This window comes from Veillonella sp. CNR 79/14 (genome assembly GCF_003992185.1).
In the GTDB taxonomy this organism is placed as follows: domain Bacteria; phylum Bacillota; class Negativicutes; order Veillonellales; family Veillonellaceae; genus F0422.
This window is the reverse complement of sequence record NZ_RQVH01000005.1, coordinates 33,893-49,031: the sequence shown is the minus strand read 5'-3', so window position 1 is coordinate 49,031 and position 15,139 is coordinate 33,893. Positions and strand designations below refer to the sequence as shown.

General features: G+C 38.9%; 14 protein-coding genes. 12 read left to right on the top strand and 2 right to left on the bottom strand.

Annotated features, from left to right (window positions below):
• Positions 1-160: 160 nt before the first annotated feature.
• The 11 genes from EO119_RS03035 to EO119_RS02985 all read left to right on the top strand — a co-directional run bounded on the left by EO119_RS03035 (position 161) and on the right by EO119_RS02985 (position 13,118).
• Positions 161-673, top strand: coding sequence for a flavodoxin family protein (locus EO119_RS03035; RefSeq protein ID WP_126940650.1), 513 nt, complete (start codon positions 161-163; stop codon positions 671-673).
• 255 nt (positions 674-928) lie between these two features.
• Complete coding sequence (locus tag EO119_RS03030) at positions 929-1,606, top strand: DUF969 domain-containing protein (RefSeq protein ID WP_038144755.1); 678 nt, start codon at positions 929-931, stop codon at positions 1,604-1,606.
• Between the two features lie 13 nt (positions 1,607-1,619).
• A complete protein-coding gene (locus EO119_RS03025) occupies positions 1,620-2,549 on the top strand; it encodes a DUF979 domain-containing protein (RefSeq protein WP_126940648.1) in 930 nt (309 codons plus the stop codon).
• A gap of 53 nt (positions 2,550-2,602) precedes the next feature.
• A complete protein-coding gene (gene pcp / locus EO119_RS03020) occupies positions 2,603-3,256 on the top strand; it encodes a pyroglutamyl-peptidase I (protein ID WP_126940646.1) in 654 nt (217 codons plus the stop codon).
• A 154-nt stretch (positions 3,257-3,410) separates the two neighbouring features.
• Positions 3,411-4,604, top strand: a complete 1,194-nt coding sequence (locus EO119_RS03015) for an NRAMP family divalent metal transporter (protein WP_126940644.1) — start codon at positions 3,411-3,413, stop codon at positions 4,602-4,604.
• A 326-nt stretch (positions 4,605-4,930) separates the two neighbouring features.
• On the top strand, positions 4,931-5,881 hold the full coding sequence (locus EO119_RS03010; RefSeq protein ID WP_126940688.1) for an aspartate carbamoyltransferase catalytic subunit: 951 nt from the start codon (positions 4,931-4,933) through the stop codon (positions 5,879-5,881).
• Positions 5,865-7,154 (top strand): dihydroorotase, encoded by a 1,290-nt coding sequence (locus EO119_RS03005; RefSeq protein WP_126940643.1) that lies wholly within the window; start codon positions 5,865-5,867, stop codon positions 7,152-7,154. Before EO119_RS03010 ends, EO119_RS03005 begins: the two co-directional genes overlap by 17 nt.
• Positions 7,151-8,218, top strand: a complete 1,068-nt coding sequence (gene carA / locus EO119_RS03000; RefSeq protein ID WP_062401985.1) for a glutamine-hydrolyzing carbamoyl-phosphate synthase small subunit — start codon at positions 7,151-7,153, stop codon at positions 8,216-8,218. The genes EO119_RS03005 and carA overlap by 4 nt, the downstream gene beginning before the upstream one ends.
• Positions 8,219-8,220: 2 nt before the next feature.
• Complete coding sequence (gene carB / locus EO119_RS02995; RefSeq protein WP_371666319.1) at positions 8,221-11,418, top strand: carbamoyl-phosphate synthase large subunit; 3,198 nt, start codon at positions 8,221-8,223, stop codon at positions 11,416-11,418.
• A gap of 6 nt (positions 11,419-11,424) precedes the next feature.
• A complete protein-coding gene (locus tag EO119_RS02990) occupies positions 11,425-12,192 on the top strand; it encodes a dihydroorotate dehydrogenase electron transfer subunit (protein ID WP_126940640.1) in 768 nt (255 codons plus the stop codon).
• A complete protein-coding gene (locus EO119_RS02985) occupies positions 12,192-13,118 on the top strand; it encodes a dihydroorotate dehydrogenase (RefSeq protein ID WP_126940638.1) in 927 nt (308 codons plus the stop codon). The genes EO119_RS02990 and EO119_RS02985 overlap by 1 nt, the downstream gene beginning before the upstream one ends.
• A gap of 177 nt (positions 13,119-13,295) precedes the next feature.
• On the opposite strand, the gene EO119_RS02980 is transcribed toward EO119_RS02985, so the two are convergent.
• Both EO119_RS02980 and EO119_RS02975 read right to left on the bottom strand, forming a co-directional pair.
• Positions 13,296-13,862 carry an SHOCT domain-containing protein gene (locus tag EO119_RS02980; RefSeq protein WP_126940637.1) on the bottom strand — a complete coding sequence of 189 codons (567 nt, stop codon included), beginning with the start codon at positions 13,860-13,862 and terminating at the stop codon, positions 13,296-13,298.
• 5 nt (positions 13,863-13,867) lie between these two features.
• Positions 13,868-14,380, bottom strand: a complete 513-nt coding sequence (locus EO119_RS02975; protein ID WP_062401971.1) for a DUF805 domain-containing protein — start codon at positions 14,378-14,380, stop codon at positions 13,868-13,870.
• A gap of 247 nt (positions 14,381-14,627) precedes the next feature.
• On the opposite strand from EO119_RS02975, the gene EO119_RS02970 reads away from it, so the two are divergent.
• Positions 14,628-15,128 (top strand): hypothetical protein, encoded by a 501-nt coding sequence (locus EO119_RS02970; protein WP_126940635.1) that lies wholly within the window; start codon positions 14,628-14,630, stop codon positions 15,126-15,128.
• The last annotated feature ends 11 nt before the right edge of the window (positions 15,129-15,139 follow it).

Here is a 15,139-nt window from a genome sequence, read left to right as displayed (position 1 = left end):
ATAAGAGTGCAGTATCCGCAGGCAATGCCTGCGGATGTATATCTGATAAATGAACATTGTGCCTTAGGCTACAATGTTAGATACAAAAATAATGATATACTATTTATAGTATTTATATGTTATGTAAAAGGAGCGCACTTCCTAGAAGTGTGGAAAATGAATGAAAGCAATCGTAGTTTACTCAAGCCGTACAGGCAATACAAAATTAGTAGCAGAAGCTATGGCAAGTGCTTTGCCTGCTGGTACACCATGTGTATCTGTGAAAGAAGTTCCAGCTGATTTAGCATCTTACGATGTAGTATTTATGGGTTTCTGGGCAGACCAAGGTAACGCTGATAAAGCGGCACAAGCAGTACTTAAAGAAATCACAAATGAAAAAGTAGCTTTATTCTGTACTTTAGGGGTTCCTCCAGTATCTCCTCATGCACAAGAAACTGTAGAAGCAGCTGCGAAATTGTTACCAAATGATCAAACACCAGTAGGTTACTTCAAATGCCAAGGTAAAGTAGATCCGAAAGTAATCGAAATGATGTACAAAATGTTCCCAGAAGGCCATAACCATGGTAAAAGCCCTGAACGTGATGCACGTCATGCACAAGCTGCATCTCATCCAGACGAAAACGACTTAGCTAATGCAAAAGCATTTGTTGAAGAAGTTATTGCTAAATTATAAGTTTTCTACCTATGTAATAGGTTGCAATATAATAACACTCCGAAAAAGACTGCCAGAAATGGCGGTCTTTTTCATTCGAGGCGATAAGCTCTGATATGGAGTATGGACTAGAATTTTTTATGATTATTCTGAATAAGATTTTCCTGTTAGTAAGCAATGCTTTTAACTATAAGTGATATGATAGACCTATAAAAAAAGCGGGAAATTTTGTATAATTAAGATATGTTTTATTATTCCTTTGAAAGGGGGATCTTTATGCTAGTTTTGTCGGGAATAGTTATTATGATTTTGGGGTTAGCATTTCGATTCAATGCACTGCTTGTCATTTTGCTAGCAGGTATTGTCACAGGTCTAGTTGGTGGTGTAGGATTTCGAGAAACAATAGCTGCTATAGGAAAAGCATTTGTAACTAATCGATATATGTCTTTATTTATACTGATTTTACCAGTAGTAGGGATTATGGAACGTCATGGCTTAAGAGAACGTGCGGGATATTTAATCGGTAAAATTAATGCAGCAACTGCGGGAAGAATATGCATGCTTTATATGTTAATAAGACAAGTAACGGTAGCATTTGGTATTTCCTTAGCAGGAATGCCTGCGTTTGTTAGACCTCTTATTGCTCCAATGGCTGAAGCCGCTGCATTACATGGACAAGAAGTTTCACAAGAGACAATTGATAAAATCAGAGCAATGGCGGCTTCTGCTGATAATATTGGAAACTTTTTTGGCCAAAATATTTTTATTGCGGCAGGAGGAATATTATTGATAAAAGGAGTTATGGAACAGGCTGGTATTACAATCAATTTAGCAGAAATGATTTTATATTGTATTCCAACAGCCATTACTGCATATATTCTAGCGAGTATTAGATATATCCTTTTTGATAAAAAAGTTAAAGATTTAATTGCTAAAGATACGTTAAGTATATAGAGGGGGTGTATGTATGGAGTTGTTTGGATTACCTGCATTAGAAATTGTTTATATATTAACAGGAATAGTGTTAACTATTGTTGCTATACAATCCTTTAATGATAAAGAAAATACAAAACGTGTAGGAACAGGATTATTTTGGTTAACCTATGCTATTAGTTTTATGTTTGGAAAGTATATACCAGATGAAATTAATGGATGGATGGTAATTTTTATGGCAGCTATAGTGGCTACTAAGCAGTTGGGGAAAGGTTTTTATAATGAATCTTCTACAGAAATGAAGCTGTCTGAGTCTAAAAGAATTGGCAATGCCATTTTTGTGCCAGCATTGTTAGTCGGTGTTGTTACATTTTTAGTTGGAATCTTTACTAAACTAGGTGCTTTAGTAGGACTTGGTATTGCTGCGATGGTTGCTCTATTTGTAGCAGTGTTTTTAACACGAGTATCAGTACATCAAGGATTTAATGAAGGTCGTCGCCTGATAGATGCAATTGGGTGGACAGCTATTTTATCACAATTGCTAGCAGCATTGGGTTATGTTTTTGGTATTGCTGGCGTAGGCAAGGTTATTGCTACAGGAATATCAAGTGTAATCCCAGTTGATAATGTTTTTGCGGTCGTGGCTACATATTGCCTTGGTATGGCACTATTTACAATTGTTATGGGAAATGCATTTGCGGCTTTTGCAATGATGACAACGGGTATTGGAATACCTATGTTAATTAATATGCATAATGCAAATCCTGCAATGATAGGGCCAATTGCTATGCTTGCAGGGTATTGTGGAACATTATTGACACCAATGGCAGCAAATTTTAATATTGTGCCAACGGCTTTATTAGAAATGAAGGACCAATATGGGGTTATTAAGGCGCAATGGCCTGTAGCAGTATCTTTATTAGTATTTAACATATTACTTATGTATTATTTCATGGTATTCTAAAGTAATATAATAAAAATAAATACCTGTATAGTCATATTAAGAGGCGGTTAATAATGAAAACAATCTTAGTAACAGGGTTTGATCCATTTGGTGGAGAAGCTATAAACCCAGCTTGGGAAGCTGTTAAAGAATTAGAAGGATATATGGTAAACGACTATAAAGTTGTTACAAAAATGGTGCCAACAGTTCGATATGATAGTGTAAATGCTGTAAAACAAGCTGTTGAAGAGCATCATCCAGAAGCAATTATGTTAGTAGGTCAAGCTGGTGGAAGACCAGATATTACGGTAGAAAGAATTGCTATTAATATAGATGACTTCCGCATTGCAGATAATAAAGGTAACCAACCTAAAGATGAATTTATTGTAGAAGGTGGAGCTCCAGCTTATTTTGCCACATTGCCGATTAAAGATATGGTTAGTGGTTTACAACATCAAGGAATTCCAGCTAGTATTTCAAATACCGCAGGTACCTTTGTTTGCAATCATATTTTTTATGGTGTAGCACATGAAGTTGCCAATACGAATATTCGTTGTGGATTTGTACATATACCATATTTGCCAGAACAAGTAGTAACTAAGCCGGGTCAACCAAGTATGGCTAAAAATATTGTTGTAGAAGGGTTACAATCTATGGTCAATACAATTTGCAGTGGAAAAAGATATGAAATAATAGATCCTGTGGATTATGTAATTCCACATGATTAGTTATAAGTAATAAAACTTTTAAAATGAATGTGAGGATTTATGCATATGAGCATAATCCCACATTTATTTTTTAAATAATTACATTTAATGATTATTATGGCAATAGATGTATATGCAAGTATGATAATTCGGAGCTTGAGCATAAGGTGGATATATGAAGTTAATTAAACAGAATAAGAGAACATCAATTTTACTAGGTGCAGCATTTCTTATGGCAACTTCATCTATCGGACCAGGATTTATGTTGCAGACAGCAGCATTCACAGCTGAACTTAAAGCGGAATTTGGCTTTGCAATTGTATTATCGATTATTTTTTCTATTATTGCTCAGCTTAATGTGTGGACAATTATTAGTGTATCAGATAAGCGAGGACAAGACATTGCTAATCAAATATTACCAGGACTTGGCTATGTAGTTGCATTCTTGGTAGCCTTAGGTGGATTAGTTTTTAATATAGGAAATATTGGCGGAGCATCGATGGCACTCCATATTGTAGCTGGAATTGACATTAATATAGGTGCAGCTATAAGTGGAATTATTACTATGCTTCTCTTTATATTGCCTAAAGCCGAGAATATTCTTGATGGAACTTCTAAAATGCTGGGTATGGTAATGATAGCTCTGATTGGATTTATTGCGTACTCTACGCATCCACCGGTAAAATTGGCTATTACACATACGATTATGCCAGACTATATTCCTTGGTTAGCTACCTTGACATTGATTGGTGGAACGGTTGGTGGATATATTACTTTTTCCGGCGGACATCGACTTATAGATGCTAATATTACAGGAAAAGAAAATTTACATCATGTACGCCAATCTGCCTTCTGGGGAATACTAATAGATGCTTTTGTTAGAGTTTTATTGTTTTTAGCTGTTTTAGGAGTGGTGACATCAGGCGCGATATTAGATCCTAAGGATCCAATAGGAAGCACATTTTTAATAGCTGCAGGTTCATTTGGGTACATGATTTTTGGAATTATATTTTTATGCGCATCTTTGACTTCTATTTTAGGCGCTGCATATACTTCTATTTCTTTTTGTAAAACCCTATTTCCTATAATAAATAAATATGAAAAAAGTGTTATTATGCTCTTTATTGCGATCTCAACGTTTATTTTAATTTTTATAGGAAAGCCAGTATCATTAATGATTGTAGCAGGTACAGTAAATGGATTTATCTTACCAATCACATTATCTGTTATGTTGATTGCTACTCGTAGAAAGGATATAGTCGGAGACTATTTACATCCAAAAGTCTTATATTATCTAGGTTGGGTTGTTGTTTTAATTACAGCCTATATTGCAGTAATATCTGTGCATAGTATTTTTAAATTATTTTGATTTTTTGAGATCAAAAATACTATTTTGTAAATTAATTAATCATTTTGTATTTTCCTGTTAGCATAGTAAAAGTAACAGAAATATCTTGACGTATAAGCGTCCTTGCTTTATAATACTTATAAGCTTAATGAATCGGTACGAGAGACCGAAGAGCGTAATTTGAACCTTTTAAATTAGTCCTGTGAGGCTAGTAAGGGAACGTAGTAGGAGTCTTTACCTATATCTATAGGTGTACTCTATAATAGAATCACTATAACTATGCGACCTCTTGCCTTACGGCAAGGGGTCTTTTTGCGTGTAATAGAAGTACTACAAAGGAGGCTATGATGGGAGAAATCAGCTTAAAAGGTAAGCACCTATTAGGACTGCAAGGTCGGTCAAAAGAAGAAATTGAACTCATTTTACGTGTAGCTAAAAAAATGAAAAAAATTGTTTTATCGGACAATAAGAAACATCCATTATTAAAAGGCAAATCTATTATTAACTTGTTTATGGAGAATAGTACACGTACAAGAAGTTCTTTTGAGTTAGCAGGTAAATATTTAGGGGCTGATGTCATCAACATTTCCAAGAGCGGTAGCTCTATGGCAAAAGGGGAAAGTTTCCGTGACACATTATTAACGATGTCTTATATGGGAACAGACGCCATCGTAATGCGCTCTAGTGAAGAAGGAGCTCCTTTATATGCCACAAAATGTGTGGATCCAATTATTATCAATGCTGGAGATGGAGCTCATGAACATCCAACACAAGCCTTATTAGATATGTACTCTATCTTAGAACATAAACCTACATTAGAAGGTTTAAAAGTAGTTATCATAGGCGATATCATGCACAGCCGTGTAGCGCGCTCCAATATTTATGGATTAAAAACAATGGGTGCTGACGTGCATCTAGCTGGTCCACGTACGTTAGTATACCCAGAACTAGAAAAATTGGGTGTTACAGTTCATCATGATGTACGTGAAGCTGTGAAAGATGCAGATGTGGTAAACGTATTGCGTATCCAATTAGAACGGATTCACTCCGCGTTATACCCAAGTAATCGTGAATATGCACGTATCTTTGGTATTAATAAATCTGTGTTAGAAAATGCAAAAGATGATGTATTAGTATTGCACCCAGGACCAATGAATAGAGGTCTTGAAATTGCGCCAGATGTGGCGTATGATGATGCATCAGTAATCCAAGAACAGGTGCGTAATGGTGTAGCCATCCGTATGGCGATTTTATACTTAACAATTATCGGAGGTGACGGTAGTGAGCTTGCTGATTAAAAATGGTACGGTAGTTAACCCGGCAAAAGGACAACATGAAGTAGCAGATATTCTTGTAGAAAATGGTGTAATTGCAGCAATTGGACAAAATTTACAAGCGAATCAAGCAGAGGTATACGATGCAACAGGTCTTATCGTAGCTCCTGGATTAATTGACATTCACACGCATTTGCGTGAACCAGGTCAAGAAGCAAAAGAAGACTTTCACAGTGGTACGCAAGCGGCAGCAGCAGGTGGATTTACACGTGTTGTAACTATGGCAAATACAAACCCTGTTGTGGATAATGCTCCACTAGTACGTGGATTGCGTAAACAAGCTGAATTGACAGGGGTAGTAAAAGTAGATTTTATGGGCGCTGTGTCTAAAGGCTTGCAAGGAAAAGAACTTGCAGAAATGGGTGATATGGCAGAAGCTGGTGTAGTAGGTTTCTCCGATGACGGACATTATGTAGAAAGTGCTGCTTTCATGCGTCGTGCTTTAGAATATTCATCCATGTTTGGAAAAATGGTTGTAGACCATGCAGAAGAATGTAGCTTAACTTGTGAAGGTCACATGCATGAAGGCATCGTTTCCTATGAAATGGGTGTAAAAGGTCGCCCAGCTGTGGCAGAAGATTTAGCGGTAGCTCGTGATATTATGCTAGCAGAAATGACTGGTGGACATATCCATATTGCACATGTGAGTACAAAAGAAGCTGTCGATCAAGTACGCCGTGCGAAAGCAAAAGGAATCAAAGTAACTTGTGAAGTAACAAGCCAACATTTAGTATTCACAGATGAATATTTACGAGATTATAATCCAGACTTTAAAATGGCTCCGCCAATTCGTTCTGAAGATCATCGCCAAGCGTTGTTAGAAGCATTACAAGATGGCACAATTGATGCAATAATTACGGACCATGCACCACATGCGTACGAAGAAAAAGATGTGGAATTCTGCTGTGCAGCGAATGGTTTCACAGGATTGGAAACATCCTTTGCGGCAGTAATTACACATGTATTAAAAGCAGGTATCCTCACAATTGATGAAATCATCAATTTAATGAGTACTAAACCAGCTCAATTAATTGGAGTAGACGGTGGCGTACTTGAAGTAGGTAAACCTGCAGATATCTCAGTCCTTTCTTTAGATGAAACATGGACTGTAGATAGAAATAAATTCTACACTCGTGGTAAATCATGTCCATTTGATGGTATGACAGTCACTGGTAGAGCAAAATTAACAGTAGTAGATGGACAAGTTGTAATGAAAGACGGGGTTGTAATCGGGTGACAGGAAAACTGGTATTAGAAAATGGAACTATCTTTGAGGGCACATTGCTGGGGGGCATGCCAATCGTTGGCGAAGTAGTGTTTAATACAGGGATGACGGGATATCAAGAGATTTTAACAGATCCGTCATATGCAGATCAAATTATTACTTTAACTTACCCATTAGTAGGCAATTATGGTGTCACACGTGAGGTAGATCAATCTTCTAAGCCCTATTGCAAGGCAATGATTGTAGGAGAATTGTGTACGTTCCCTAGTAATTGGCAAAATGAGGGGACATTTGAGGAATATATGAGAAGCCATGGTATTCCATGTTTATACAATGTGGATACACGTGCAATTACACGTGCTATCCGCAGCCATGGCGTGATGAAAGGGGTTATTTGCCCAACAGATACACCACAAGAGAAAATCGATGCTTTATTAGCGCAACCACTAGCGACAGATCACATTATGCGTGTTACCACAAAATGGGAAGGTCGCCGTGGTCAAGATACAGCTGAGTTTCATGTAGCTGTGTACGATTTTGGTGTAAAAGAAAATATTCTTCAATCTTTGGAAAACGAAGGGTGTCGATTGACAATTTTCCCAGCTCATACAAAAGCTGAAACAGTGATGGCTTGCAATCCTGATGGAATCTTCTTGTCCAATGGACCGGGAGATCCGAAAGACGTACCTGAAATTGTTGAAGAAATAAAAAAATTAGTAGGCCAAAAACCTATTTTTGGCATTTGCATGGGACATCAACTGATTGCTCGTGCATTTGGTGGTGAAACGTATAAGTTGCGTTTTGGTCATCGTGGATCTAACCATCCAGTAAAAGATTTAGATACGAATCGTGTTCATATTACCTCTCAAAATCATGGTTATGCAGTTGATGAAGCAAGCCTAGAGGGTTCTGGATTGCGCGTATCCCATCGCAGTGTAAATGATGGTACTGTAGAAGGATTAGTGCATAATGAATTGCCGATTATGTCGGTACAATATCATCCAGAAGCGTCTCCGGGTCCGACTGATAATGTATATTTGTTTGAACGTTTTAAAACATTGATGAGAAGAGGTTAATGATGGAAAAGAAAAAAGTTCTTGTAATTGGTTCTGGTCCAATTATTATCGGGCAGGCAGCTGAGTTTGATTATGCAGGCACACAGGCTTGTCAATCTCTTCGTGAAGAAGGTTATGAAGTTGTATTAGTGAACTCCAATCCGGCTACTATCATGACAGACCGTGATATTGCGGACCGTGTTTATATTGAACCGATTTCTTTGGAGTTTGTTACAGAGATTATCCGTAAAGAACGCCCATATGGTGTGTTGGCTACATTAGGTGGACAAGTTGGTCTCAATATGGCGGTAGAACTGTCAGAGGCAGGAGTCCTTAAGGAGTATAATGTAAAATTATTGGGTACTACTTTAGAGGCTATCAAACAAGCGGAAGACCGTGAATTGTTTAAAGAGGCAATGAAACGTATCAACCAACCTGTGCCAGAATCTGATATTTTCAGTGATGTGGCGGAGGCAGTGGATTTTGCCAATCGTATTGGATACCCTATCATCATCCGTCCTGCCTATACACTAGGTGGCACAGGCGGCGGTATTGCTCATAACGAAGAAGAAATGTACATGATTGCTCTTCGTGGCATCAAGCTTAGTCCAATCCATCAAATTCTTGTAGAACGATCTGTAGCTGGTTGGAAAGAAATCGAATACGAAGTGATGCGTGACCGCGCAGATAACTGTATCATTGTATGTAATATGGAGAACATTGACCCAGTAGGGGTGCATACAGGCGATTCTGTAGTAGTGGCACCATCGCAAACGTTGAATGATACACAGTACCAAATGTTGCGTACGGCTTCGGTTGATATCATTCGCTATCTTAAAATTGAAGGTGGCTGTAATGTGCAATATGCCTTGGACCCATATAGTAATCAATACTATGTTATCGAAGTAAATCCTCGCGTGTCTCGTTCTTCTGCATTAGCTTCTAAGGCAACGGGATATCCTATTGCTAAGGTAGCAGCTAAGGTTGCTATCGGCATGACCTTAGATGAAATTACAAATGCAGTTACAGGGGAAACTAAAGCGTGCTTTGAACCATCCTTGGACTATGTGGTAACAAAATTTCCTCGTTGGCCATTTGAAAAATTTAATTTGGCGGACCGTACGTTGGGAACGCAAATGAAAGCCACTGGCGAAGTTATGGCTATCGACAGAACCTTAGAAGGTTCTCTATTAAAAGCCATTCGTTCTTTAGAAATTGGATTAGATCATATTGAACTGAAAAAGATTGCTCATGAAACGCCTGAGCAACTGATTGAACGATTACAATTAGTGGATGATGAACGTCTCTATGTCATCGCTCAAGCTCTTCGTGTGGGTATTAGTGTAGAGAAAATCTGCTATATTACAAAAATAAATTCTTTCTTCATCAATAAAATTAAAAATATTATATTAGTAGAAAAAGATTTGGCCACTAATGGTGTAACAGAAACAAATTTAAAAACTGCGAAGCGTTACTCTTTCCCAGACAAAGTCATTGCTAGATATGCAAATTGTAGTGCAGAAGACGTATTGGCAAAACGCAATGAATGGAATATTCATCCAACCTATAAATACGTAGATACCTGTGCCGCAGAATTTGAAGCGCACACACCATATTATTACAGTGCCTATGCCACAGAAGATGAAGTAGTACCACGTGGTGAAAACAGCGTTATCGTTCTTGGTTCCGGTCCAATTCGTATCGGACAAGGGGTAGAATTTGATTATTGCTCTGTTCATTCCTCTTGGGCATTGCGTAAAGCGGGCATGAAATCCATCATTATTAACAATAACCCAGAGACAGTAAGTACAGATTTTGATACATCTGATAGCTTGTACTTTGAACCGTTGACAGTAGATGATGTGATGGAAATTATCCGCAAGGAGAATCCAGTAGGGGTTATTGCTCAGTTCGGTGGACAAACAGCCATTAACTTAGCAGGACCGTTGGCTGCAAGAGGTGTAAATATTCTAGGTACATCTGTAGACAGCATCGATATGGCAGAAGACCGTGAACGTTTCGATGAATTATTGGCAAAATTGGAAATTCCTCGTCCAGTAGGGGCGTTGGTGACTAGCGATGAAGAAGCCTTAGAAGCAGCAAAACGCTTACAATATCCATTGATTGTCCGTCCGTCTTATGTACTAGGTGGTCGTGCTATGGAAATTGTATATAATGACCAAGAATTAGATCGTTATATGAAAGAAGCTGTAGTAGCATCGAAAGATCACCCAGTGTTAATCGACCGCTACATGGTAGGCATGGAAGTAGAAGTAGATGCGATTTCTGATGGTATCGATGTATGCATTCCGGGTATTATGGAACAAGTGGAACGAGCAGGGGTACACTCTGGAGATTCTATTGCGGTATATCCAGCACAACATTTGTCGGAAGAGTTGACGAATCAAATCGTAGATTATACTCGTCGCATTGCTCAAGGGTTGCAGGTAAAAGGGGTACTCAATATCCAATATATTGTGGTTAATGATGAGTTACATGTTATCGAAGTGAACCCTCGTTCTAGCCGTACAGTGCCTTTCATTAGTAAAGTAACTGGTATCAACATGGTGGAGTATGCAACACGAATTGCTTTAGGAGAAACCTTGGAAAGCTTGGGATTACCAACTGGATTAGTGCCAGCCCGTCCACATGTGGCTGTAAAAGCACCAGTATTCTCCTTCTCAAAAATGGGGTTGGTAGAAATTGCACTAGGACCAGAAATGAAATCTACTGGAGAAGTAATGGGAATTGGCCGTACTTATGCAGATGCCTTGTTCAAAGCGATTCACGGAGCCAATATGCGCATTCCAGATAAAGGCAATATTTTGATGACCGTAGCCGATCGTGATAAAGAAGAAGCAGCCCGTTTGGCAAAAGGTTTTATCGAATTGGGGTACCACATTCAAGCTACAGGTGGTACTGGTCGTTATTTCACAGAACACGGTGTAGATTGCACTATAGTGAATAAGCTATCTGAAGGTAGTCCAAACTGTGCAGATGCTATTCGTGAAGGTAAAGTAGATTTGATGCTAAATACCCTAACCTATGGTAAACAACCAGAACGAGAGGGATTCCAATTGCGTCGTTTAGCTGTAGAAATGGGCGTACCATGCTTAACATCTTTGGATACAGCTCGTGAAGTATTACATGTTGTAGCTAGTCGAGCTACCGCAGGTGATGCTATTACAGTGGATGCAGTGCAAGATTATGAAATGGAGTAATCATAAATGAGTGGATATGTAGAAATGGGTCGAGTGATTCATAACACCCAAATAGGCAGTGATGTATGGAGAATGTCCATATATGCACCCAAACAAGCAAAAGAGGCACAACTAGGACAGTTTTGCAATGTTCGCGTCACAGGGGGCACAGCTCCCTTGTTGCGCAGACCTATCAGTTATGCCGGCTTTGATGCCGAAGCAGGTACCATCGACTTATTATATCGTGTGGTAGGTAAAGGTACAGAGATTATGACTCAGCTACGAGAAGGGGATACCTTAGATTGCTTGGGACCATTAGGTCAAGCTTTTACCACTGCAGACCGCATGTTATTAGTGGGTGGTGGTGTTGGAATTGCGCCTATGCTATGTATCGCTGATCGGTTACAACCAGGTCAAGAGGCTCATGTGATATTAGGATTCCGTAATGCAAGTGAATCATTTTGGGCTGATTTATTTAAAGATAGTCCTGTGACTGTACACATCACCACAGATGATGGCTCACTGGGTACTAAAGGATATCCTACGACTGTGATGGAAACGCTGATGAAAGAAGAGCAGTTTGATGTGGTCTTGACATGTGGTCCTACACCAATGATGAAAGGGGTAGCCGCTGTAGCTCAACAAATGGGAGTGCCTTGCCAAGTGTCCTTAGAGGAACGCATGGGTTGTGGTACTGGTGGTTGCGTAGGCTGTGCATGCCAAGGTAAAAGTGGCACACGATATAAAGTGTGTAAAGATGGTCCTGTATTCCCTGCTGAGGAGGTGTTTTTCTAATGGCTACTGTAGATCCTAAATTAGCAGTGGAGTTCTGTGGTATCTCCATGAAAAATCCTATTGTAGCAGCATCGGGCACTTTTGGGTTCGGATTGGAATATGATGGATATTTAGACCTTGATACAGAGGTAGGGGCAATTTCTGTAAAAGGTTTAACACCTACTCCTCGACCTGGTAATGCTGGTGTACGTATCGCTGAAACACCATCTGGGGTGTTGAACTGTATCGGATTAGAAAATCCAGGAGCAGAAGCATTCGTAGCAGATATATTACCAAATTTAAAACAATATGATGTGCCAATTTTTGCGAATATCTCTGGTAATACACTGGAAGAGTACGAATATATGGCAAAAACATTGACCGTCGAAGGGATAGCAGCCTTAGAGGTCAACATTAGTTGTCCTAATGTAAAATGCGGAGGTATGGCATTTGGTGTGCAGGCGGAGAGTGCGGCTGCTGTATGTAAAGCGGTAAAAGGGCATACAGATTTGCCAGTAATTATGAAGTTATCACCCAATGTAACAGACATCGTAGAGATTGCTCGTGCTGTAGAAGCGGCAGGTGCAGATGGTATCAGTATGATTAATACCCTATTAGGGATGTCTGTAGACCTACGGACTCGTAAACCATTATTGGGGAATATCTATGGTGGTTTATCTGGTCCAGCTGTGAAACCAGTGGCATTGCGCTTAACACATCAAGTGGCACAAGCTATTGAAATCCCAATCATGGGGGGCGGCGGCATCATGACTGGTGAAGATGCCTTAGAATTTATGCTAGTAGGAGCTGACATCGTGTCTGTGGGGACGGCAACGATGGTAGATCCACGAGCTATTGGCATCATCGCTAGTGAAATGAGCGCTTATTGTGAAAGCCAACACATCGATCATGTATCGAACTTAGTTAGTGGCATTATTATGCCTTAATAAGAGAAAATGTATATCTCCTGTAATAGGTTTATAGTGTCAGCAATACATCTAAAATCAGAGTGGTTATCAGGAAATATATCGATACAGGGAAAGCCCTAAAGAAGAGAACTTTGAATACAATACAGAAAAGGACTGTTCCAGTGAAAGAGACACTGGCAACAGTCCTTTTAGTATTTAGATTTTATTGAGTAATTCTTCTTTTTTCTGTTGAAATTCTTCGTCAGTAATGGCCCCCATATCAAGGAGTTCTTTTAACTGTTTGATACGAAGAATGGGATCATCCATGGCTGGTACTACATTAGATGTGGTAGTATTCTCTGATATATCCTCTACTTCAATGGTAGCAGTTTCCACTGGAGGACCTGCATCGATGGCAGCTTTCACAGCAGCTGTATTAACCCATAATCCACGTTGTTGTTGATCATAATCGTAGGCTACAGTGCCACGAGATTCAATCCAGGCTTGTAAATTTTCATTTACTAAATTAGTCAATACATCTAATGTGGCAAGACAGGTATCTCGACCTTGAATGAGCAAGACTCGATGGGTGCGACTCACCTCTTTGTTGTCGATATGATCGATATCTGTATCATAAAACTTAGCACGTGTACCATAGCGACCACGATACGTAAATAGACCTGTTTTTGTGTTGTAAGTAATTTTAACTTGCAATGTATGACCGCCAGGGGCATAGCTTATGATATGGTCTGGAGTTTGCGTGAACCAATCGAAGAGTCCCATAATCACTATCCTTTCTTACGTTTGCTTGGCCAAGGACTAGGAGGTCCGTAGCGATTGTTTCCAGTAGAACCAGGGAAACAAGATAAGAATCCATGTATAATTACTACAATAATAGTGTGCAGAATATAAATATTCTTTAATGGTAGATATAAATTTGTACAAATAATATACATACCCAATAGTATACCAAGGAGACGACCTGGTAATCCGATGTCATTGAATCGTCGTATGTATAGGGTATAGTATAGAGGGAGCAATATGATATATCCTGCGTAAGCTAATACTTTGATGCCAAAATAAGCCGGCAATATGACAACTACATCTAATAGCTGTTGGATAAACATATTAAAAATATGCATAGTAGCAGATAAAAATAGTATGCCAATGATAAATTGAAATCGATTCATCCGACCTGATGAATTTAATACGCCATGACTGTGTGGTTCTAGCGCAAGTAAAAGAAAGAGGGCTGCTACACCTACTAGAAATGATAGGCCCATATTAATCAGTATGTCCATAAGGAACCTCCTTATATGCTATGAATAAGTATAGCATAGATTAGGATATATGGCGAACTGTGGTCAAATGGAATGAAATTGAAATAGATTCTTCATTAAAATATTAAAAAAATAGAGTAGTATAAAGAAAGTTAGCAGAAAAAAATAGGCAAAATAGCGGTTCATTGGTATAATAGTAAAGATAGTAAGAAATAGGTTCACTTTTTTCTTTCTAACTACGATTATATAGTTATGAAAGGAGGAATGTATGAAACCTGTAACAACACCTATGGAAAAACGCATTCGCATGGTTCGTGCTTGGTTAGATGCAGCAGCTAAGTCCTATGCTACAAAGGGAAGTGTGAAGGGGAACTTTCATTTATTCTTGGCTCAAGCAGAGATGAAGCAAATGAATGAGGGTAGACCCTCTATTGTGTCCTACGCACAACGAGCTATGTTAACTATTGCATTAGTAGGAGTCATAGGGGTAACACATTGGTGGCTATCACAACATGAAGCAGGGAACGTAACACATACTCCTGTCATAGAAACAAAGGTAGAGGTGAAACCTGCACCTGTGTCTTCCACAGTGGTAGTGAAAGAATCACCAATCATAGAACAGGCTGAACCTAAGCCCGTAGAGACGGTGATAGAAACCAATCATGTTGTAACAACACAGCCCAATGTAGAACCTAGAAAAGATCCTACTATTAGCTCGAAAGACATGGTACATGCAGTGCAAACTGGTGGACGTATTTTGCGAGATTAGCACCTTTTATA